Origin of the sequence: Arsenicibacter rosenii (genome assembly GCF_001870735.1) — a bacterium.
In the GTDB taxonomy this organism is placed as follows: domain Bacteria; phylum Bacteroidota; class Bacteroidia; order Cytophagales; family Spirosomataceae; genus Arsenicibacter; species Arsenicibacter rosenii.
Genome location: NZ_MORL01000007.1, coordinates 298,316 through 320,786 on the forward strand (window position 1 = coordinate 298,316; position 22,471 = coordinate 320,786).

The 22,471-nt window shown below is 52.2% G+C and carries 20 protein-coding genes; 10 read left to right on the plus strand and 10 right to left on the minus strand.

From position 1 onward, the window contains the following. Positions 1–81 precede the first annotated feature (81 nt). From BLX24_RS15660 to BLX24_RS15675, 4 genes are all read left to right on the plus strand, one after another. On the plus strand, positions 82–2,613 hold the full coding sequence (locus BLX24_RS15660; RefSeq protein WP_071504091.1) for a DUF7133 domain-containing protein: 2,532 nt from the start codon (positions 82–84) through the stop codon (positions 2,611–2,613). Positions 2,614–2,722: 109 nt separating this feature from the next. Further along, positions 2,723–3,787 (plus strand): sugar phosphate isomerase/epimerase family protein, encoded by a 1,065-nt coding sequence (locus BLX24_RS15665; RefSeq protein ID WP_071504092.1) that lies wholly within the window; start codon positions 2,723–2,725, stop codon positions 3,785–3,787. Between the two features lie 65 nt (positions 3,788–3,852). Then, positions 3,853–4,638 carry an SDR family NAD(P)-dependent oxidoreductase gene (locus tag BLX24_RS15670; RefSeq protein ID WP_071504093.1) on the plus strand — a complete coding sequence of 262 codons (786 nt, stop codon included), beginning with the start codon at positions 3,853–3,855 and terminating at the stop codon, positions 4,636–4,638. A gap of 103 nt (positions 4,639–4,741) precedes the next feature. Continuing rightward, positions 4,742–6,031: an MFS transporter gene (locus BLX24_RS15675; protein WP_071504094.1), complete on the plus strand. Its 1,290-nt coding sequence runs from the start codon at positions 4,742–4,744 to the stop codon at positions 6,029–6,031. Here BLX24_RS15675 and BLX24_RS15680 read toward each other — a convergent pair. The 4 genes from BLX24_RS15680 to BLX24_RS33650 form a co-directional block, all read right to left on the minus strand. Next, on the minus strand, positions 6,028–6,810 hold the full coding sequence (locus BLX24_RS15680) for a hypothetical protein (protein ID WP_310590783.1): 783 nt from the start codon (positions 6,808–6,810) through the stop codon (positions 6,028–6,030). The two genes, BLX24_RS15675 and BLX24_RS15680, sit on opposite strands and share 4 nt — an antisense overlap. Before the next feature lie 601 nt (positions 6,811–7,411). Further along, positions 7,412–7,618, minus strand: coding sequence for a hypothetical protein (locus tag BLX24_RS33915; protein WP_071504095.1), 207 nt, complete (start codon positions 7,616–7,618; stop codon positions 7,412–7,414). Beyond that, complete coding sequence (locus tag BLX24_RS33920; protein WP_262482992.1) at positions 7,572–7,859, minus strand: hypothetical protein; 288 nt, start codon at positions 7,857–7,859, stop codon at positions 7,572–7,574. Before BLX24_RS33920 ends, BLX24_RS33915 begins: the two co-directional genes overlap by 47 nt. After that, complete coding sequence (locus BLX24_RS33650) at positions 7,816–8,466, minus strand: ATP-binding cassette domain-containing protein (protein ID WP_071504096.1); 651 nt, start codon at positions 8,464–8,466, stop codon at positions 7,816–7,818. Before BLX24_RS33650 ends, BLX24_RS33920 begins: the two co-directional genes overlap by 44 nt. A 385-nt stretch (positions 8,467–8,851) precedes the next feature. Here BLX24_RS33650 and BLX24_RS15695 point away from each other — a divergent pair, with 385 nt between their 5' ends. Next, the gene (locus tag BLX24_RS15695; RefSeq protein ID WP_071504097.1) at positions 8,852–9,628 is read left to right on the plus strand and encodes a TlpA family protein disulfide reductase; all 777 of its coding nucleotides are present in this window, start codon (positions 8,852–8,854) and stop codon (positions 9,626–9,628) included. A 94-nt stretch (positions 9,629–9,722) separates the two neighbouring features. Next, positions 9,723–11,324: a Na+/H+ antiporter gene (locus BLX24_RS15700; RefSeq protein ID WP_071504098.1), complete on the plus strand. Its 1,602-nt coding sequence runs from the start codon at positions 9,723–9,725 to the stop codon at positions 11,322–11,324. A gap of 47 nt (positions 11,325–11,371) precedes the next feature. Here BLX24_RS15700 and BLX24_RS15705 read toward each other — a convergent pair whose 3' ends face one another. Together BLX24_RS15705 and BLX24_RS15710 are read right to left on the minus strand one after the other, a co-directional pair. Then, on the minus strand, positions 11,372–12,109 hold the full coding sequence (locus tag BLX24_RS15705; RefSeq protein ID WP_071504099.1) for an SDR family oxidoreductase: 738 nt from the start codon (positions 12,107–12,109) through the stop codon (positions 11,372–11,374). A gap of 58 nt (positions 12,110–12,167) precedes the next feature. Then, positions 12,168–12,770 carry a TetR/AcrR family transcriptional regulator gene (locus tag BLX24_RS15710; protein WP_071504100.1) on the minus strand — a complete coding sequence of 201 codons (603 nt, stop codon included), beginning with the start codon at positions 12,768–12,770 and terminating at the stop codon, positions 12,168–12,170. 118 nt (positions 12,771–12,888) lie between these two features. Between BLX24_RS15710 and fabF the strand changes: the two genes are divergently transcribed. Continuing rightward, entirely contained in the window at positions 12,889–14,118 is a 1,230-nt protein-coding gene (fabF, locus tag BLX24_RS15715; protein ID WP_310590784.1) for a beta-ketoacyl-ACP synthase II, read from the plus strand. A gap of 61 nt (positions 14,119–14,179) precedes the next feature. Here fabF and clpB read toward each other — a convergent pair whose 3' ends face one another. From clpB to BLX24_RS15735, 4 genes are all read right to left on the minus strand, one after another. Beyond that, positions 14,180–16,834 carry an ATP-dependent chaperone ClpB gene (clpB, locus tag BLX24_RS15720; protein ID WP_071504102.1) on the minus strand — a complete coding sequence of 885 codons (2,655 nt, stop codon included), beginning with the start codon at positions 16,832–16,834 and terminating at the stop codon, positions 14,180–14,182. Between the two features lie 341 nt (positions 16,835–17,175). After that, positions 17,176–17,805 (minus strand): nitroreductase family protein, encoded by a 630-nt coding sequence (locus BLX24_RS15725; RefSeq protein ID WP_071504103.1) that lies wholly within the window; start codon positions 17,803–17,805, stop codon positions 17,176–17,178. Positions 17,806–18,012: 207 nt separating this feature from the next. Then, entirely contained in the window at positions 18,013–18,723 is a 711-nt protein-coding gene (locus tag BLX24_RS15730; protein WP_071504152.1) for a DsbA family oxidoreductase, read from the minus strand. A gap of 77 nt (positions 18,724–18,800) precedes the next feature. After that, a complete protein-coding gene (locus tag BLX24_RS15735; RefSeq protein ID WP_071504104.1) occupies positions 18,801–19,403 on the minus strand; it encodes a TetR/AcrR family transcriptional regulator in 603 nt (200 codons plus the stop codon). Positions 19,404–19,517: 114 nt separating this feature from the next. On the opposite strand from BLX24_RS15735, the gene BLX24_RS15740 reads away from it, so the two are divergent. From BLX24_RS15740 to BLX24_RS15750, 3 genes are all read left to right on the plus strand, one after another. Further along, positions 19,518–20,393: a hypothetical protein gene (locus tag BLX24_RS15740; protein WP_071504105.1), complete on the plus strand. Its 876-nt coding sequence runs from the start codon at positions 19,518–19,520 to the stop codon at positions 20,391–20,393. 126 nt (positions 20,394–20,519) lie between these two features. Then, the gene (locus BLX24_RS15745) at positions 20,520–21,212 is read left to right on the plus strand and encodes a superoxide dismutase (RefSeq protein WP_071504106.1); all 693 of its coding nucleotides are present in this window, start codon (positions 20,520–20,522) and stop codon (positions 21,210–21,212) included. 244 nt (positions 21,213–21,456) lie between these two features. Continuing rightward, a complete protein-coding gene (locus tag BLX24_RS15750; protein WP_071504107.1) occupies positions 21,457–22,416 on the plus strand; it encodes an isopenicillin N synthase family dioxygenase in 960 nt (319 codons plus the stop codon). Positions 22,417–22,471: the final 55 nt, after the last annotated feature.

Here is a 22,471-nt window from a genome sequence, read left to right on the forward strand (position 1 = left end):
TGTAAAATTTAAGGAAGTTGTAGGAGTATCCGGCGCCGGAAGTACGCTTTATCCAGTGATATGTAGCCTCATGGAAATGGCATGAATAAGCCCGTTTTATCCCTTACGATACTGGGTGTAGGATTAGGGTGCCTGTTAAGTTTCACCCCGAATCTCCGGACAACAGTCAGTGATGAGTTATCGCCGGTCCGGACACCGGCCGATGAGTTACAAACGTTCCGGCTCGAACCCGGGCTGAACGCGCAGCTGGTTGCGTCGGAGCCAATGGTGCAGGATCCGGTGGTGATCAGCTTCGATGCCGACGGCCGGCTGTGGGTTGTCGGGATGCGGGGATTCATGGCAACCATCGACGGAAAAGGCGAGAACCAGCCAACCGGCCGTGTGTCGGTGCTCGAAGACCTGAACGGCGACGGGCAGATGGATAAGAGTACCGTCTTTGCGGATAGTCTGGTTATGCCCCGCGCCCTTGCCCTGGTGCCTGGCGGCGCGCTGATCGGCGATTATCAGTCGCTCTGGTATGTGCAGGATCTGGACGGCGACCTGAAAGCAGACCGCAAAACGCTGGTCGATCCGAAATACTCGGCGGGCGGGTTACCCGAGCACGCGCCGAATGGCATGTGGCGGAATATTGATAACTGGTACTACAATGCCAAGTCGCGGATCCGTTACCGGCTGACGGCCAATGGCGAATGGCAGCGCGATACTACCGAGTTTCGGGGCCAATGGGGGATCAGTCATGATAACAGCGGACACCTGTATTACAATTACAACTGGTCGCAGCTGCACGCCGATCTGGTACCGCCCAATTATCTGAACCGGAACAAGCACCATACGCCGACAACCGGAATTGATTACGGGGTGACTCCCGAACGCCGCGTGTATCCGGTTCGTGCCACACCGGCCGTCAATCGCGGGTATATCCCCGGAACACTGGATAAGGAAGGCCGTTTGCAGGAGTTTACCGCCGCCTGTTCGCCGTTTATCTACCGTGGCACGGCCTTGCCCCAAACGTTTCAGGGAAATGCGTTCGTCTGTGAACCGGCAGGCAATCTCATCAAGCGAAACAGGATTGAGGTGTCCGGCTTACTGCCGGCGGGACACGATCCGCATCCGGGACAGGAATTTCTGGCGTCAACCGACGAGCGTTTCCGGCCGGTATATCTGGCGACCGGTCCCGACGGAGCCTTGTACATTGCCGATATGTACCGCGGTCTGATTCAGCACGGTGCATACATAACTCCTTATCTGAAAGAACAAACCCTTGCCCGTAAGCTGGATGCCCCGGTACACGGTGGCCGCATCTGGCGCATCGTTCCGGCAGACTGGCACGCCCGGTTACCACAAACGCTGTCGAAGGCAGCAACCGGTGAGCTCGTCCGTGAACTGGCCAGTGCCGACGGCTGGCATCGCGACATGGCCCAGCGGCTGCTGGTCGAGCGGGCGGATAAAAGCAGTCTGACTCCGCTGGTACAACTGGCCCGGAAAGGACCCAATGAGTTAGGCCGGTTGCATGCGCTCTGGACGCTCGATGGTCTGGGCATGAGCCAGGCCGCGGTATTGATCCCGCTGTTGACGGATAAAAGTACGCTGATTCAGACCACGGCCTTACGGTTGCTGGAGCCTCTGGCGACAGCAAATGCCGCCGTTCGGGCACAGGTAGCGGTTCAGCTGACCAACCGGATAAAAACGGCACCTGTTGAGGTGGCACTTCAGGTGGCGCTGTCTGCACGGGCGCTGGATATGAACGTGGCACATGCATTGCTTGCGCAGGTAGCCGCCCGATACAACGATCAGGCCTTGATCAGGGATGCTGTCATGAGCAGCCTGCAGGATCAGGAGCTGGTATTTCTGCGGAAACTGCGTGAATCTCCCCACTGGCAGACCCGTGAAACCGGTAAGGAAATCCTGCTGGAAATGCTGACTTCGGCAATTATCCGCAAAGCTGATGCGACGGAAATGACGGCGATGCTCAGCCTGCTGGATGTCCATAAACCCGCAGCCAGCTGGCAGCAACTGGCTATCTGGAACGGGATGAGTGCCTACGCAAACGATAAACAACGCAAACCCACAAAACTGGTAGCTGCGCCTGCGTTATTGGTACAAAAACAAAAAGCGCTGACACCCGAACAGCAAGCGGCCCTGAACAGCCTGTTCGAATGGCCGGGGCACTCAGTACAGGAAAGCCGGTCGGCGAAGCGTTTCGTGTTATCGGGTGAAGAGCAGAAGCTGTTTGTGCTTGGCCGCCAGCATTACCTGACCACCTGTGCAGGCTGTCACGGTAGCGACGGCAATGGTCTGAAGCGGTTTGCACCGCCGCTCAACGGCTCCGATTGGGTCACGGGAGACGAAAAGCGGCTGGCCCTGATTGTGCTGCACGGCCTTGAAGGCCCGATTGAGGTGGCGGGCAAAACATATGACTCGCCGGAGATTCTGCCGGTTATGCCGTCGCTGGCTACGATGGACGATGCTGCCATTTCTGCCGTCCTGATGTATATCCGGAATGCCTGGAGCAACGACGGCGGGCCAATTAACCGGCGGACGGTGAGCATGACCCGCGTCTTGTCGCAGGGCCGCGTTATGCCGTGGACGGCCAAAGAATTAAACCAGCAATAACCGTACGGGCGACCCCACGTGGTCGCCCAAATCAATAATAGACCCACGTGGTCGCCCAAATCAATAATAGACCCACGTGGTCGCCCAAAAACGAAAACCAGATAACCCGATGAATCGACGAACGTTTCTACAGCGATCAGCACTCGGAGCCGCCGCGTTCTCGGTGCCCGCATGGCCGATGGCAGGTTTTGCCAACGAAGTACCGATGGGAGTGGTTGTCCATTCCTACGGCTTTCGCTGGAACTCCAGGGTGAGCAGCCGGAACTATCCGGGGTTTACCAATGCCATTGACCTGCTGGAGCATTGCCACGACATTGGTGCCGGCGGCATTCAGGTGGTGGTCAAGGACTGGAGCACCGATTTTGCCAGTAAAGTGCGCGACCGGCGCGAAAAGCTGGGCATGTACCTCGAAGGCTCTATCGGGATGCCGAAAAAAGCGGAGGATGTACCGGCGTTTGAGCAGGATGTACAGCGCGCCCGGGAGGCCGGGGTACAGGTGCTGCGGACGGTTAGTCTGGGGGGGCGGCGGTATGAAACCTTTAAGACGCTGGGTGAATTCCGGCAGTTTCAGCAGGCGGGGCTGGCGGCCCTGCAACTAGCCGAACCCGTGTTGCGGAAACACAAGGTCAAACTTGCCGTAGAAAACCATAAAGACTGGCGGGCTCCGGAACTGGTGGCCGTCCTGAAACAGGTCAGCAGTGAATACATAGGCACGACCATCGATTTCGGCAACAGCATTGCCTTGCTCGAAGACCCGATGGAGGTCCTGCAGGCGCTGGCGCCGTATGTGATGAGTACCCATATCAAAGACATGGCCGTTGAGGAATATACAGACGGCTTTCTGCTGTCGGAGGTGCCGCTTGGAACCGGTATCCTTGATTTGCCGAAGATGGTGGCGATCTGTAAACAACATAATCCGTCGGTAACCTTCAACCTCGAAATGATCACCCGTGATCCGCTCGAAATCCCCTGCCTGAAAGAAGGATACTGGGCCACATTTGCCGATGTACCAGCCACAGAACTGGCACGTACCCTGCATATGGTCAGAACCCATAAACCCAAACAGGCATTGCCGCGAACAACCCCCTTATCGCCCGAAACCCGGTTGGCAACGGAAGAGGAAAACATCATCTCCTGCCTGACTTACAGTAAAAACAAGCTGGCGATGCGGTAACGGTTGACTGTAAAATGACTAAGTGTTAGCTGCTATTATTTATTACTCATTATCCAGTAAAAAGAATGACCCACGAACCACTGCCCGGACTGAAACAATTTGACCTGACAGGCCGGACTGCCATTATTACCGGCGGCTCGAAAGGACTTGGTCTGGCCATGGCTGCCGGACTGGCATCGGCTGGTTGCCGCATCCTGCTTGTTAACCGGAACGCGGCTGAAGGCCAGACGGCAGCGCACCAGCTGGCCGGGGATTTCGGCGTTGACGCCCGCTCGTTTGCCGCCGACATTACCGATCAGGCGCAAACGGAGGCCATGGCACAGGCGGCCATGGATGCATTTGGCCGCATCGATATTCTCATCAATAGTGCCGGTATCAATATCCGGGGAGCCATCGACGAACTGACCCAGGATGAGTTTAATAAGGTGATGCAGGTGAATGTCAATGGCACCTGGTTATGTAGCCGGGCTGTGACGCCGTTTATGAAGGCACAGCAACGGGGGAGCATCATTAACTTGGCCAGTACGCTGGGGTTAGTGGGCCTGTCGAACCGGACGCCTTATACGGCCAGTAAAGGGGCTGTTGTACAAATGACCCGTGCCCTGGCCCTTGAACTGGCCCCGTTCAACATCAACGTAAACGCCATTTGTCCGGGCCCGTTCCTGACCGAAATGAACCTGCCCATTGCCGATACCGAAGAAGGCCGGCGTTTTGTCGTAGGAGCAACCGCCTTAGGGCGCTGGGGACACATGCGCGAAATTCAGGGCGCCGCCATTTTCCTGGCCAGCGACGCCGGGAGCTACATGGTCGGCTCCATGCTGACCGTCGACGGTGGCTGGACGGCGCGGTAAGGCTGGGTGCTGGATACCAGATGCTGAAGGGTACCGCGTATCTGGTATCCAGTATCCTGAACATCCAGTATCACCATAAGTAAGCTTTTTAACCAAAATAATCATGCGGACCCGTGTACGTTACGGCATGTTGGCACTGGTATTTGTCAACGTAGTCATCAATTACCTTGACCGGACGAACCTGGCCGTAGCGGCCTCGTCCTTAAGTAAAGACCTGCAGCTGGATAAGGTCGAGATGGGGCTTATTTTTTCTGCCTTTGGATGGGCCTATGCGCTGTTACAGGTGCCCGGCGGCTTACTGGCCGACCGGGTAGTGCCGCGTGTACTTTATGCGGCTTGCCTGATTACGTGGTCCCTTGCCACGATCGGGCAGGGTTTTGTGCGCGGGTTTGCCGGTTTGTTTGCGCTTCGGGTGGCAACGGGCACGTTCGAAGCACCGTCTTATCCGATTAACAACCGGGTCGTAACGAGCTGGTTTCCGGAGCATGAACGGGCCTCATCAATCGCGTTGTATGTGTCGGGGCAGTTTATCGGGCTGGCTTTTCTGACGCCTGTACTGGTTACGCTTCAGGTCTATGCCGGCTGGCAGGGCCTGTTTGTGGTGACCGGCCTGGCGGGTATTATCTGGGGCGTTGTCTGGTACTTTTTTTACCGGGATCCGCTTGATCATCCATCGGTCAGTGATGCCGAATTAACGTACATCGAAGACGGCGGCGGTTTATTCCGGGGCCGGAAAAAAGCCGGTACATCGGTCTGGAGCTGGCATAATCTGCGGCAAGTGTTCCGTAACCGTACCTTGTGGGGTGTATATATCGGGCAGTTTGCCGTTAATGCTACCCTGTGGTTCTTCCTGACCTGGTTTCCGACCTACCTGGTCGAATACCGGGGGCTGAGTTTTATCAAATCCGGTTATCTGGCGTCGGTGCCGTTTTTGTCGGCCTGCGCCGGTCTGCTGCTGTCGGGCTTCTTGTCTGACCACTTTACCCGCAAAGGCATATCGGTCAGTATTGCCCGCAAAACCCCGATCATCGCCGGTCTGCTGTTGTCTGTCAGTATTGTCGGAGCTAATTATACCGACGATACCGCGATGATCATTTTCTATATGGCACTGGCATTTTTCGGCTCCGGTATGGCGCTGATTTCGTGGGTGTTTGTATCGATACTGTCCCCGAAACACCTCATCGGGCTAACCGGCGGTGTGTTTAATTTTATGGGCAATCTTGCGTCAATCGTTGTGCCGATTGTAATTGGCTTTCTGGCCAAAGACGGTGACTTTAAACCCGCTCTGGTGTTTATCGGGGCACTCGGTTTAGCGGGGGCCTGCTCGTATATCTTCCTGGTCGGTAAAATTGAGCGGGTGAACGTGCAGGAAGAACCGGTTGCGGTAGCTTAATCGACTCCGCGTCTGGCTGGTGCATAGATGCGGGCAGCCGCTACGTTGATAATCGCATTAACCAGAAAAGCCAGGAAAAAAGAGAGGCCAACCGGAAATTCACGCAGCAGAAATGCCTGTAAAAACAAAAATGTAGTAAAGCCTAAAAGGCCGATCACGATGCCGCGCATGGTGGCTACGGTGGCGTCACTGCCTTGTAACAGGTGGGAGAAAATGGCCAGAATAGACGTTAGAATAGGGAAGGGAGTAAGTACGCCGCTCCACGTTGGTCCCAGCAATTCGGCCAGACCGGTGATACCCAGTGTAAACAGCGTGGCTACCGCCATCCGGATCAGAATGTCGTATTTCAGTCGCTTCCCGGCTTTGGGAGCGGCTGCCGGAACCGGGAAAAAGTAAAGAGCAACGAGAATGCTTACCATGGTAACCGCATAACTAGCTACCAGCGGCAGCGCCAGGTAGTTGAGCGATAGAGCAGTGGCTGTATAAATGCCATACGACAGGGTAAGTGTCAGCGCCCACAGGTAGCGTTTAGAAAACCAGGCATAGCTAAAGCAAAAGGCCAGCAGGGCGACAATGCCGGTCATGATGCCCTGTACGGCGTTAATGCCGAATTGAGTGCCCTGTTCCAGAATAAAAAAGAGCAGAATGGCTCCCGCTACCCAGGGCATACTGCCAATCAGTCCGCCGATCTGATGCCCCCAGCGCCGGATCGCTAACGTAATCAGGGCGACAACCGAAGGCATAAGGGTAAGTTTGAGCAGGAGAACAGGGATAGACATGACCGGAGTAAGCACACAGTAAAAGCCCTTCAGCACATGCCGCAAGGCTCATAAAGCTGCAAATAAAGCAAATTTCCTGCGTATCAGACGAATGGAGCTAAAACCGGAATAAACAGCAAGTGAATTAACGTAGATTTGACGAGTCTATAAAACAAAAAAAGTCAGACTCAATATGGTCTGGCTTTTTCCAAGATTACTTGCTTATTCCCTGCTAGCAATGATGGTTAATAAGTTGAGAAGCTAAGGGTATTTTGCTTAACCTTATGTTCGATCAACATAAAGGATCAGCATTGCTTTCAATTTGCTTAACTACTTGCTAAGGGATTGTAAGTTTATGAAATACATATGAGAATATAAATATATAATTATATTACTTTCATGTATGGGATTTTTGTCACTCTCATTAGTAAAAGAAATAGCACAAGTTGATTGTGTAAGCTGCTGAAAAACAAATGCATGTTGCCTTTTTTTGTGAATAAATGCAATTTACAGATGAGTTGTTAATTAAAATTGCCTCCACAGTAAATTGTATAGTCGAAATACATTTTTCGGGATATATTTATGTGATAATCAGCGTAAAAAACGCAGAGAGTACATTAAATCAGTGGAGCGTGATGGAGGATTGTACATCAAAATCCTGAATAAAATAATGATCGTGCGAAATAACCAGTAAGGTTCCTGTAAAGGCTTTGACGGCATGTGTGAGCACTTCCTGGCTCTGATAATCCAGGTTGTTGGTTGGTTCATCAAGAATTAACAGATCAGGTGCCTGATGGCTTACGATAAGGCAGCATAAAGCGAGTTTCATTTTTTCTCCGCCACTCAGGTCGCCACACTGCCGAGTAATCACGGGTAAACTGATGATAATCCAGCAGCATTTTTAGGGCGTGTTCCGGCAAAAGGCGTGTAGTAAACTGCTGCACCTGCTCAACGACCATCAACCCGTTTCGGATCAATGAATATTCCTGATCCAGATACGCATAATGCATACCGGCCAGAAAAAGCTTACCCGATGCAGGCGATAACTGCCCGGTGATCAGCTTGAGCAATGTGGTCTTGCCGGAGCCGGTCGTGACTAATCACCAGCAAAGTGCCTTTGAACTGCTGAATCATGGCGTACAAAAGATGCCGGCTTTCCGTATCGAGGTGATTGGATGGCTCGTCCATGAGCAACACAGAAGGCGCGTGAATCAACACACCCGCCAGCAATACCCTGGTTTTCTCGCCACCCGATAGGGAACGGACCGGCTGATCCGGCGAAAGATGGGCTAAATGCCAGTGAGTCAGGGCGGCCTCCAGACGTTCGTCAATATCCCAGTCATCGTTGAGCGTGGCAAAGTGGTGTTCGGCCATGTCGCCCGTCAGAATGGCTTGTAGCGCCATTCGTTTTTGGTCGGCCCCAAGCAGGCCGGCCACCGTCAGCTCATCGAACTGACCGGTATGTTGGGGAATGTACCAGGGCGTATCTGCCAGCGAGATGGTGCCGGCTACCGGCTGTAGACGACCGGCAATCAGTTTCAGTAAGGTTGATTTGCCTGCGCCGTTGTTGCCGACGAGGGCTGCCTTATGCCCGGAACTGACAGCAACAGTCAGGTTATCAAACAGTAATTCCCGGTCGGGATGGGTATAGGTAAGTGCGTTGACGATAATGGACATGATCGTAACGGAGAATAAAGTGGAACACTGGAAAACAGGAATATGGCGCTGGCCGGTAAGGCAGCGAGAAGGGGAGGGCAGACTCCGGAAGAATAAGAATTACATGCGTTTAACGTAATTGCCGCCCGACACTGGGGTGTGTCAGTGGCTGTTGGCCACTGATTGTCAAAGCGTTTTGAAGTTAGTGAACGCCGGATTAAATCCCGGTTTACGTCAATCTCACATGCGAAGATGTTTTACTAGCCTGACCGTCGGTATCCGAAGCTGTTGATGAACAGGTAATACAGAGGCAGCTTATCAGGAAGAGTTGAAAATGGCCGTAAAAGTTCCCGTATCACCGGTTTTGGTTAACTTTCCGCTTTCAATCCAACTCCAATACTGCTTTATGAAGAACACCACTGTCAAACTGATCCGCCATGTAAAAGCTATGTTCCTTACCAATGCTGTTTTCTGTAGTCTGCTATTGGCACCGCACGCAAACGCGCAGGAGGCCGTAAAAGTGACCACCGGCGGATTCAAAAGTACCCGCCGGTTTGATGAAACTACTCCGATATTTGAAGAAGGAACGGGCAAACGTCTGTCAAAGGAAGAGTTCCGGACACTGGCCCGGACCAACTTCAACGGGTACCGCCTGATTCCTGATTTTAATGAGTACGGAGAAATCGGTTTCTACACCATCCGCCCGATGACGGAAGAAGAGCAGCAAAACCGTCGTTTCAATGACCGTGATCCGGCCCGGCGGCCCAACGAAGGCACCCGCATGCCCGAACTGGTGTTTAACGCAATCGACAAAAAAGAATACAGGCTGACGGAACAGCAGGGAAAGGTTGTATTGCTGAGTTTCTGGCTTTCCACGCAAAAACCGTTTTGGTCACCGGTAAATAACCAGAAGTTTACAGAAGCCGTTGGTCCGTTTCTGGCGAATACGGACTTTCTTTCGCTGGGTATCCTGCTGGATGGAAAAGACGAGATTAGCAAAGCCATGGAAACCGAAACGTTTTCATTTATTCCGGTGCCGGACGGGACCGGATTTCATCAGAAAATGCACCTGACCACCTTTCCGGCTTTTGCCGTTATTGATAAGAACGGAACAATTGTCGCCTGGCATTACGGCAGTAAATTTGACGAGCTGAAGAAGATACTTCAACGGGTCGTTAAGTGACAAACCGATTGGGGATACTGCTTTTTTGCCGCTAAAGCGGTATCTTCGGGGTTGTCAAAGGCCACTGTTGTAGAAAGTTGATTCCCACGCACGTATGCACGAAACATTACTGCTCTGTTTATCGCTCCTGTTATTAGTGATGGTGCTGGTTATGCTGGCCCAGCGCCTGCGGGTGTCTTACCCCATTTTTTTAGTGCTGGGCGGATTGCTGATCAGCTTTATCCCGGGGGTTCCGGTCATCAAAGTTGACCATGAGTTAATCTTTCTGATTTTTTTGCCGCCATTACTCTATGAAGCGGCCTGGTTTACGTCCTGGAAAGCCTTCTGGAAGTGGCGTCGGGTTATTTCGACGAATGCCTTTATTCTGGTCTTGCTCACGTCCTGTGTGGTTGCCTTCGCGGCACAGGCCTTTTTGCCGGGCTTTACGCTGGCGCTGGGCTTTCTGCTGGGCGGGATTGTCTCACCGCCCGATGCGGTGGCCGCAACATCGGTGACTAAAGGACTGAAAGTACCGAAGCGGGTTGTGACAATACTGGAAGGCGAGAGTCTGGTCAACGACGCGTCCAGCCTGATTATCTTCCGGTTTGCGCTGGCGGCGGTGCTGTCCGGAACGTTTATCTGGGAAAAGGCGGCTGCCGACTTTGTGCTGGTGACGGGCGTCGGAATTATTATCGGGGTAGCTATCGCCCATGTGTTTTATGTGATACACCGCTGGCTGCCGACTACGCCCAGCATTGATACCGCCCTGACAGTGATTGCGCCTTACCTGATGTATCTGGTGGCGGAAGAATTTCATTTTTCAGGGGTGATGGCGGTGGTCAGCGGCGGGTTATTCCTGTCGTACCGCAACCATGAGATTTTTTCGTATCAGACCCGGATGCAGTCCTACAGCCTGTGGGCTACCCTGGGGTTTGTCCTCAATGGGACCGTATTTATCCTGATTGGCCTTGAACTGCCGGTTATCGTGGATGAACTGGGCGAATATTCGAAATGGGAGGCAATCGGCTATGGGGTGCTGATTACGGGCATTCTGATTGTGACCCGCATGGCGGTGGCGATGGGCACGTCGCTGTTTACGCGGTTCATGAGCCGTTTTATCTGGGTGAACGATGCGAATCCCGGCTGGAAATACCCGCTGGTAATTGGCTGGGCCGGTATGCGGGGTGTGGTGTCGCTGGCTTCGGCGCTCTCTATTCCGCCCTTGCTCGACAATGGGCAGCCGTTTCCGCAACGAAACCTGATTCTGTTTATCACGTTTGTGGTTATTCTGCTGACGTTGGTTGTGCAGGGGCTGACCTTGCCGGCGATCATCAACTTTGTGAATCTAAAAGAACAGGATATGGCACCGGAAGAAGAGCAGGAGGCCGAAATCCGGGTGCGGCTGGTAAAGGTGGCCATTGAGGCGCTGGAATCACAGTATGCCGACGACATGGCAAGCAACGAATGGGTAAAAAACCTGCGCCGCCGTATGGTCGCCGATCACAGCCACGCCGAAGGCTATCTGGCCGCTGTAACCTGTATTCCTGAGCAGAAGGAGGCTGTAAGCCGGTACCGCGAAATTCACGCGGATCTGCTGAAAATCCAGCGCCGTGAGCTCTACAAAATGCGTAAACGCACTGAGCTCGACGATGAAGTAATCCGCAAACAGGAAGCCCAGATGGACCTCGACGAGGCCAGTCTGTCGATGCTGCATTGAGGTGATCAGTGGTGGCACGACAGACAGTCGTGCCACCACTATACTACTTACGCATTCAGCGCGGCGAAGGCCTGGGCAGGCGCCGACCGCGACAGGGCATATACGGCAGCCGTGTCGCCGATGTGCACCTCATAGGTGTCGCTGGCGAGGGCGTTGAGCAGTTCCTGTGCCACCACAGCCGGCGAAATACCTTTCTCGCCGCCAATATCCTGTGAAAACTCCGTGTTTACGAGTGGCGGCATTACTTCAAACACCTTAACAGCCGATGTACGCCCGAGCGCAAACCGGAGCGACTGCGTGTAGGAATGCAGCGCCGCTTTACTGGCCGAATAGGTCGATAGCTGACTAATGGGGACAAAGGCCGCAATGGACGAGACATTGACCACGGCCGCTTCCGGCTGCTGCTTCAGGAGGGGTAACAGTTTCTCGGTCAGCCGGATCGTTGACAGGTAGTTGGTCAACATTTCCTCACCTGCTTTGGTATAGGCATCCGGCTGGCTGTCCAGATTGTAGGCAAACGCTTTCCCGGCGTTGTTGATCAGCACGTCAAGCTGCGGAAATGCCTGCTCAATCCGGGCTACCAAATGAGCTACATCGTCTTCCTTCGTAACATCGCCGACAATGGCCGTCGCGTTTTTGAGCTGCGCTGCCGCTTGTTGCAGGCGGGCTTCATCACGGCCGGTGATAATTACGTTATGGCCTTGTTCATCAAAGGCTTTCGCAAAGGCAAAGCCAATGCCGGCACTGCCGCCGGTAATCAGGATGGTATGCTGTGTCGTGTTCATGGGAATTGTTCTTGTTTTTCAATAAAATACCGATCGGTATATTTTAGTTCAAATTTTTTTAACTTTTCTGATGACGGATCAAAAACTCAACCGTTTTCAGCACTTTATTCAGGCTGTTGGGGGAGTTGGTGGCTTTGGCAATCATGATCCCGCCTTCAATGAGTGCAATAAGGGAAAGAGCCAGTTGTTCGGGGTGTGTATCAGCCGTAAACTCACCGGCTTCGATACCACCTTTAATGAGGTCAATGAGCCGCTTTTTCCAGGCCAGAATGGCTTTGGCCACGCGGTCTTTCAGGAGGTTGTTGGTGTCGTCGGCGTCAACGGCCGTATTCAGTATCGGACACCCGCCTTCCGGAAACTCTATCCCGGTCATGCTGTGATAGGCCCGGGTATATACTAACAGTTTATCCGTAAAGCTACCGGCTTCAGAAATGAGCTGCTGAACAGCCGTATTGATTTTTGCCAGATTATAGTCAAAACAGGCGAGGGCTACCTCTTCCTTGTTTTCGAAATTTCCGTAGATACTTCCTTTCGTCAGTCCGGTAGCATCGGTCAGATCGGATAAGGACGTGCCGGCGTATCCTTTCGTGTTAAAGATACCGGCCGTCTTCTCAATAATCAGCTGACGGGTGCGCTCTGCTTTAGAAATTTCATTTTTCATGCGTTAAAAATACTGATTGGTATTTTTATTTCCTACTTTTACGCCCATTTTTAGCCTGTACAATTCAGACAGGCTGGTAAAACGCAGGTAGAGGATAGATACAATGTTACATAGAGTAGTGATTACGGGAATTGGGGCTATCACACCCGTAGGCAATAACGTACCGGTATTCTGGCAAAATGTGGTTGAAGGGCGCAACGGATTCGGGCCGATTACACATTTTGATGCGTCGCTATACAAAACGCAGTTTGCCGCCGAAGTTAAAGAGTTCAATGCCGTTGAGCGGCTGGGACGCCCGGATAGTAAGCGGACGGATTTGTTTACGCAGTATGCGCTGGTAGCGGCTGAAGAGGCCATCAACGATGCCGGTTTCGACCTCAACAACATGGACCCGTATGAAGTGGGTGTGATCTGGGGAAATGGCCAGGGAGGGATGGAAACGTTTGAAGAGCAGGTAGTTGAACACACAAAAGGGGGCGGACCGCCACGCTACAGCCCGTTTCTGATTCCTAAGTTTATTCCGAACATGGCGTCGGGTATGATTTCGATCCGGCATGGTTTTCAAGGGATTAATTACACCACCGTTTCGGCCTGTGCCTCGTCGAATACGGCGTTGATGGATGCGTTTAATTACATCCGTCTGGGCAAGGCAACGGTGATTGTGGCTGGCGGGTCCGAAGCACCGGTTACACCGGCATCGTTCGGCGGCTTCAGCGTACTCAAAGCCTTGTCGACCCGCAATGATGATCCGGCCTCGGCTTCGCGTCCGTTCGACATACACCGCGATGGTTTTGTGATGGGCGAAGGAGCCGGAGCGCTGATTCTGGAGGAATACGAACACGCGGTGAAGCGGGGAGCCACCATCTATGCCGAAATGACAGGGGCTGCCATGACATCCGACGCATACCATATGACGGCCTCGCATCCGGATGGGGCGGGGGCGGCTAAAGGCATGGAACTGGCCCTGCGCGAAGCCGGACTATCCATTGATCAGCTGGATTACCTCAACGCCCACGCCACGTCGACGCCGGTTGGTGACCTGTCAGAAATGAACGCTCTCGCCCGGCTGACGGGGGGGAGGGAAACCCGCTGCCGGATCAGTGCGACCAAATCGACAACCGGCCATCTGATGGCCGCTGCGGGTGCTATTGAAGCCATCGTCTGTCTGCTGGCGATCCGTGATCAGGTGATTCCACCGACCATGAATACGACTGAGATAGACCCGCAACTGCCCAATAAACAGGCGATTGTGCTGGGCGAAGCCCGTACTGCAAAAGTCAGAACGGCCATGAGCAATGCATTCGGGTTTGGCGGTCATAACGGCGTTGTTGTGTTTCAGGCCATGTAGCCTGAAAAAGCCCGCCCTGCCGGATGGCGGAGCGGGTTTTATAGAACACAAACAACAAATACTAACTTAATTCCGGTACTATTTTATTGAGATTGTAGAAAATGATATCGGGGTTGCCGTTTTCGTCTTCGTTCATCATCATGCCTACCACGGCGTCTTTCTGAATCCGGCCTGCCAGAATCTCTTTCGATAGGGCATTCAGGATGCGGCGTTGCAGCACCCGTTTCAGCGGACGTGCCCCATACTGCTGATCGAACCCTTCTTTACCGATAAAATCGAGTACTTCGTTGTCGGCCTCAATCGCAATGCCTTGTTCGGCCAGGCGCTGCTGAATCTGTTTGAACTGGATACCGACAATTTTTCGGATCTCCTTCCGGGTCAGTGGCTGGAACATCACAATTTCGTCGATCCGGTTCAGGAATTCAGGACGGATGGTTTGTTTCAACAACTCAAACACCTCGTCTTTCGCCTGTTCAACGACCTGATCCTGGTTGTGGGCATCTATCTTGGCGAATTGATCGCGGATGATGTGTGAACCAATGTTCGAGGTCATGATGATAATTGTATTTTTAAAGTTTGCCACCCGGCCCTTGTTGTCTGTCAGACGGCCGTCGTCCAGTACCTGTAACAGGATGTTGAACACGTCGGGGTGGGCTTTTTCAATTTCGTCCAGCAGAATGACGCTGTATGGTTTCCGGCGAACGGCTTCGGTCAGCTGACCGCCTTCGTCGTAACCCACGTAGCCCGGAGGCGCACCAATCAGCCGGCTTACGGCGTGGCGCTCCTGATACTCCGACATATCAATCCGCACGAGGGCGTTGTCGTCGTTGAACAGGAATTCGGCCAGCGCCTTGGCTAATTCAGTTTTACCAACCCCGGTTGTTCCGAGGAAGATAAATGAACCAATCGGGCGTTTCGGATCCTGCATACCGGCACGGCTCCGGCGGACAGCGTCGGCCACTACCTGAATGGCTTCTTCCTGACCGGCAACGCGTTTGCCAAGTTCATCTTCCAGATGCAGCAGTTTCTCACGCTCGCTCTGCATCATCCGGCTCACCGGAATACCGGTCCATTTGGCAACGACCTCGGCAATATCGTCGGCCGTTACCTCTTCTTGAAGCAGGGTTTTGGCATCTGTATCTTTATCCTGCTTCGTCAGGTTGTCCAGCCGGGTCTGTACCTCCGGCAAACGACCGTACCGAATTTCAGCCACTTTGCCGTAATCACCCGAACGCTCAGCCTGCTCGGCTTCCAGACGCAGCTGATCCAGTTGTTCCTTCAGCGAACGTACTTCGTTGACCGACTCTTTTTCTGTTTCCCAGCGGGCTTTAAGGCTATTCCGTTGTTCGTTCAGATCGGCAATCTGCTTATTCAGAACGGTTTCCTTGTCTACGTCATGTTCGCGGCGGATGGCTTCGCGCTCAATTTCGAGCTGCATGATCCGGCGGTTCAGCTCGTCCAGCTCTTCGGGTACCGAGTCAATTTCGAGCCGCATTTTAGCTGCGGCTTCGTCCATGAGGTCAATGGCCTTGTCGGGCAGAAAACGGTCGGAAATATACCGGTTCGATAGTTCGACGGCGGCAATGACAGCATCATCTTTAATCCTGACCCCGTGGTGGAGCTCGTATTTTTCCTTGATGCCCCGCAGAATCGAGATGGCGTCTGCTACATCCGGTTCATCAACCAGTACGGTTTGGAAACGGCGCTCCAGGGCTTTATCTTTCTCAATATATTTCTGGTACTCCTTCAGCGTAGTGGCACCAATTGTGTGCAGTTTGCCACGGGCGAGGGCCGGTTTCAGGAGGTTGGCTGCGTCCATAGCGCCATCACCGCCACCGGCTCCGGCACCAATCAGGGTGTGAATCTCATCAATGAAAAGGACGATTTCGCCTTCTGAATCAGTGACTTCCTTAATAACGGCTTTCAGCCGTTCTTCAAACTCACCTTTATATTTTGCCCCGGCCACGAGCAAGCCCATGTCGAGGGAAACAATGATTTTCGATTTCAGATTCTCCGGCACGTCGCCCTGTACAATCCGCTGAGCCAGGCCTTCCACAATCGCCGTTTTACCGACACCCGGCTCACCGATGAGCATCGGGTTATTTTTGGTCCGGCGGCTCAGGATCTGGAGTACCCGGCGGATTTCTTCGTCCCGGCCAATAACAGGGTCAATTTTACCTGCTTTCGCCAGTTCGTTTAAGTTCTTGCTGTATCGTTCGAGTGAGCGATACTTAGCTTCTGCATTTTGGTCTTTCACAGGGTTATTTTTACCTCTAAGTTCTTTGATCGCTTCTTTGATCGCTTTTTCGCTGAATCCGGCATCTTTCATCAGCGTAGCAACGGAATCTTTTCCGCCTGCCAGCCCGACCAGCAGAACCTCGACACTGACATAATCGTCGCCGAATTCTTTGGTTAAACCGGTTGCGCGCTGCAGGGCGGCGTTCAGGTCGTTGCCCAGATAAATAGTGTTTGATCCGCCGCCGGCACCGACCGACACTTTCGGATAGCCGTTAATGATGGCATCCAGCGCCAGCGTTAACCGGTTCGGTGTAATACCTGTTTTTTTGGCAAGGTAACCAATGGTGTTCGGATCTTCGTCCAGTATCGCTTTCAGTACATGCCCGGGTTCAACGGCCTGCTGCTGGTTCCCCTGCGCAATCTGTGCCGCCTGCTGGATAATTTCCTGGGCTTTTATCGTATAGTTATTAAAGTTCATGGCCTTGGGTATCCTTAATTTTTATGGATTTGTTGTTTGTTACAGCTATACAAACAAATCTCAGGCCAGGGGTGTTTTGCTGACAATTTGACCAGAAATAGCGGTTTCTTGCGATGAAATGTGTCAATTTGACGGTTGCCTATGCGCGGTGCGGTCAGGACGGCGGTAATGTGTATCGTAGAGCCGCAATATCTTGCGGCTCAGATGCCGGTAGGATGCAGAAATAACATTGTCAATAGCTTGTGGCTTATGTCTGTTGAAACGGCACAAAAAAAGCCGCAAGATATTGCGGCACTACAATGGTATCAAAAAAAAGAGCCGCAAGATATTGCGGCTCTACGTTATGCGGCAATGAACAATTCTTCGGCCGGACGGCGTACCTTAGGGGCACTTGCCAGAAAATCGCGTTCAGTGTCGCGGTAACCTAATACCAGAATTGACACGCTGCGAAGGCCTTTGGCCGGCAGGCCCAGAACGTCGTCAAGGGCGGCGTTGTTGAAGCCTTCCATCGGGGTAGCGTCAACACCTTCGGTTGCCGCAGCAACCAGGCCAGTCCCTAAAGCGATGTAAGACTGACGGGCCATCCAGTCGGCATTCTGCTCCGGCGTGCGGTTCAGGATGTTTCCTTTGATCGATGTCGCAAAAGGAGCCAGTTTTTCAGGGTCCTGATGGCGGGTATCAGCGATCAACTGAATATAATCGTCAATCTGTTTTTCTTCCAGCGTAGTCCATGCCGCAAAAACCAGCACGTGCGAGCCTTCAACAATTTGCGGCTGCGGGCACGCTTTTTCGTGGATTAAGCCTTTCAGTTCCGGATTGTCGATCACAATCACATTATAAGGCTGAAGGCCAATGGATGAAGCGGAGAGCCGGATGGCTTCCAGAATGGTGTTGATTTTTTCGTCCGGTACGCGTTCACCGGTCATTTTTTTGGCAGCATACCGCCAGTTTAATGCGTCAATTAATTCCATGAGTTCTTAAAATGTTTTCCAGGTAATATGAATTATGGGGGGGCGTGGGATTAATGTATAATGGTTAATGAATAATGAGCAATGGTTAATGAACAATGGTGAATGGTTAATGAACAATGGTTAATGGTTAATGAACAATGGTGAATAGCTACTATGCTCACAGTATCAAGCCAATGCATTATCCATTTTACATTATCCATTATTCATTTAAATAGCACATCCGTCTTCGGGGGTGCAGGTGGAGGCGTCATCGTTCAGGATAACGGGCTTCGGCTGCGTCTTTTCCCATTCCGACCAGGCGGTCTGCAAAGCGTTCAGAAACGTAGGGGTCTGTTGTGCGCCCGAAACCGCATAGCGGCGGTTCAGGACGAAAAACGGTACCCCACGCGCACCAACCTGTTGTGCTTCATAGACTTCACGTTGAACCTCTTCCATAAAGCGGTCAGAGGTTAATACCGCCTCGACGTCGTCCTTCGCCAGGCCAATTTCGGTCGCCAGCTCAATAAGGGTGTCAAAGTCGTCGATATTACGGCCTTCGGTGAAATAGGCGCGGAACAGGCGTTCTTCAATGGCGTCGCCCAGGCCGTTGGTTTTCGCCAATTGAATGACTCGGTGCGCATTGATGGCATTGGCCACTACGGCGCGGTCAAAATCATAGGTCAGGCCGACTTCGCGGGCCATTTCGGTCACCTGCGCGCCGATGGCTTTGGCCTGATCCACGCTCCAACCTTTGTTTTCGGCCAGGTATTCGTGAATGGTTTTGTCCGGATCTGTCTGCATGTCCGGATTCAGCAGAAAACTTTTCCAGGTAATTTTAACCTGGTCACGCTGCGGAAACTGGCTGAGCGCCTGCTCAAATTTACGTTTACCGATGTAGCAAAAGGGGCACATAACGTCGCTCCAGATTTCTACTTCCATGGCTGCCATATCGCTTGAGTTTATTGATTTATATCGTTGTTACAAAAAATAACACTGTTAACTTACAGGCAAAAAAATTAGACGGCCAGCGCCTTAATGAACCCATAGATCGCATCTTCCAGTACCAGTTCACTGAGTTCATCGGGTGTTGCACTACGGTTAATCATCTGAATCGAAACCAGCCCGTGCAGGATTGACCAGAAGGTATGGAATTTCAGAAACGCGTTCGTATCGGGTTGTTTGCTATGGTCAATAACCTTTTGGATCAGTGACACCAGCATGGCCGAAAACGACTGAATTTCAGGCACCTGCCGGGCACGTTCGCAGGGCGGAAGGCCCATACCGAACATCAGCTGATAGGTTGCCTGGTTGGCAAAGGCGAACTGCCAATAGGCTTTTCCGGCAATTTCCAGTTGCTGACACGACCGGTCTTCGTCGCTGAGCTGTGCCTGGATGTGGTCTCTCAGCTGCCGGAATCCTTCTTTAACGAACTCCAGCATGATGGCTTCCTTGCTCTCGAAATGATTGTAAATGACCGGCACACTATATTCAATGGCGTCGGCAATTTTCCGGATCGAAATAGCCTGCCAGCCCTCGGTCTGGATAATGCTCCAGGCTGCTGTCAGAATACTGTTTCGTACCTCTTCTTTCTGCCGTTGTTTTCGTTCTAATACGCCCATGATTGATGTGTGTTAGTCTTTATAACAGTGTTAACTTTTTTGTAGCATGTTAAGTTCCGGCAGACCCGAAATATTGTTGTATGTTAGAGCGCTTAATGTAAATCCTATACCTGAATGACTAAAATCCACAGTTATGTGTGCGTGCTGGGTCTGTTTCTGATTGCCGGTCAGGCGTGCACAAAAGAGAAAGAAACGACTATAAATCATTGGGATACGGTTAATTATGTAGCTGTCGGTAAGCGAATGGATTCCACAGAGACACCCTATATAATTGATCTCCAGGCAAAAAACAAACAGCTGATTTTCGTCGGATGCGAGCACACACAGGATACAACACACCGGCAGTTTACACTGATTGACCAACTATTTGCCGGTTTAAAGCCGCAGCTTGCCTTTAATGAAGGCGGACAGGTAAGCCGTCGATACCCGTCGCGTAAGGAAGCTATTCTGGACAACGGAGAAACCGGCTGCCTGAAATTCGCCTGCGACCGGGCCGGTATTCCTATGATGAACGGTGACCTGACAGATAGTCTGGAGTTTGTGCTGATGCAGCAAAAATACCCGGTGCATGACCTGTTGCTATATTATGTGATGGAGCGGATGGTAATTCCGTATCTGTACGGAGCTTACGGAAAGATTCCGTTTAATACATTCTATGACCAAAAACTGCCGGAATGGTTTGTCAAAAAGGGTTTACGTATACCAGAAGAGGAACAATCGTTTGCCTTTTATCAGCAGCTTTACCGCCGGAAGTTGGGTCATCCGCTACAGATCGCCCTGACTGATGACGTTGAGAAGTTTGATTACATCAATGATCAATGCTACTATTGTGCTGTGGGCAGGGCGTCGAAAATGGTACGGGACAGTGTGTTGTTAACAAAAATTGATGCTGCTCTGGCGCAGCATGACCGGGTGATGGTCACTTTCGGGCATGGGCACGCACTGGCTGTTGAACCGGCGCTGAGGCAGATTATGCGGAAATATGAATAGGGGACACAAGTAAGAAAACGCCCGAATTTGCCTTGTTCTGCCCGTTTAGGTTGCCGGAAAGCGAAACAATGTGTAGTATTGGCCGTTCTTACAAAAAAGACTTTTTACTCTAACCATCTCACGCGTATGAATCGCTCAGAATTTCTGAAGCTTACGTTTGGCATAACGGTAGGTATGAGCGCCCTGCGTTCATTTGCATCATCAACAAGTCAGGCCGGCGGGCCATTTACATTAGCACCGCTGCCCTTTGACGCGGGTGCCCTCGAACCTCATATCGACAAACTGACGATGGAGATTCACCACGGTAAGCATCATAAAGCCTATGTCGACAATCTGAACAAGGCGGTTGCCGGTACGGATATGGCCAAAATGTCGATTGAAGACCTCGTACGCAGCGTCGACAGCAAAACACCGGCGGCCGTACGCAACAATGCGGGTGGTCACTGGAACCACACATTTTTCTGGAGCATTTTAGGCCCCAACGGTGGTGGTGCGCCGAAAGGAGCGCTGGCTGACGCAATTAACAAGAAATTCGGCTCGTTCGATAAATTCAAGGAAGAATGGGCGAAGGCAGCTACCGGCCGCTTTGGCTCGGGCTGGGTATGGCTGATTAAAAGTGGCAACGACATCGAAATCGTATCAACCCCGAATCAGGACAACCCGCTGATGAAACTGGCCGAGAAGCCGGGTACACCGATCATGGGCCTCGATGTATGGGAACATGCCTATTACCTGAAGTACCAGAACAAACGCCCCGACTATGTAGCGGCGGCCTGGAATGTATTCGACTGGAACAAAATCGGTCAGAATTTCAAATAAACGGATTGCCGAATAAGTCAAAACGGGGCGTCATCCGGCAGGGTGATGCCCCGTTTTGTTAATAAGTTACAGATGAGCGTATTAGTAAGCAGGTTGTCCGGGTGAACCGCAATCGTAAGATAACCAAACTACCCGATAATTTGCAAAGGGGGCTTTCCTTGTCGTAACTTCGTCTATCAACTGGTGTGATGCACGGGACAAGCGGGTCTTCATCCCCGGCGAAGTCTCCTGAAACAAGACTACTATGGCAGAACAAGTGTTATATGATGAAATCCCGTCGCTCGATCTGGCGGATTTCACATCGGGCGATCCGGCCCGTAAACAGGCGTTTGTCGAGGCACTCGGCAGCGCATTCAACAATATCGGCTTTGTGGCTATCCGCAACCACGGCCTGACCAATGATCTGACGGATAAGCTGTACGGTTCGGTAACGGAGTTTTTTAAAGCGCCGGATGCGGTAAAACGCAAATACGAACACCTAGAGCTGAACGGTCAGCGCGGTTACGTTGGTAAAGGGCGGGAAACGGCCAAGGGCTTTAAAGTGGCTGACTTAAAGGAATTTTACCACGTTGGTCAGCCGGAGCCGGTTGGTGATATGCCCGACAACGTATTTCCGGACGAATACCCGGATTTTAAAGAAAATACACTGACGGCCTACCAGACGCTTGAAGCTGCCGGGAAAAATCTGCTGCGTGCCATCGCTATTTATCTGGAATTACCGGAAGATTACTTTGAGGATAAGGTGAAAAGCGGCGACAGTATCCTGCGCGCGATTCACTATTTCCCGCTTGACCCGAATACGGTTCCGGAAGGAGCCGTACGGGCGGCCGCTCACGGCGACATTAACCTGATTACGCTACTGATGGGCGCCAGCGCCGACGGCCTTGAAGTGTTGCGCCGCGACGGTGTCTGGATTCCGATTACGGCCCTGCCGGATCAGGTAGTCGTGAACGTAGGTGATATGCTGGACCGGTTAACCAACCACAAACTGAAGTCTACCATTCACCGCGTTGTGAATCCGCCGCGGGAGAAAATGAATACATCCCGTTTCTCAATCCCGTTTTTCATGCATCCGCGTGGCAGCATGGATCTGACGTCGTTGGCGAGCTGCGTTGATACTGAGCATCCTAAATTATATACCGACATGACGGCCGGTGAGTTTCTGGATGAGCGTTTACGGGAACTGGGCCTGAAGAAAGCGTAGTTCCGTAATATTTTTGTTACTTCGTGGGGTTAGAACTCGGCTTTTTGGCACTTTT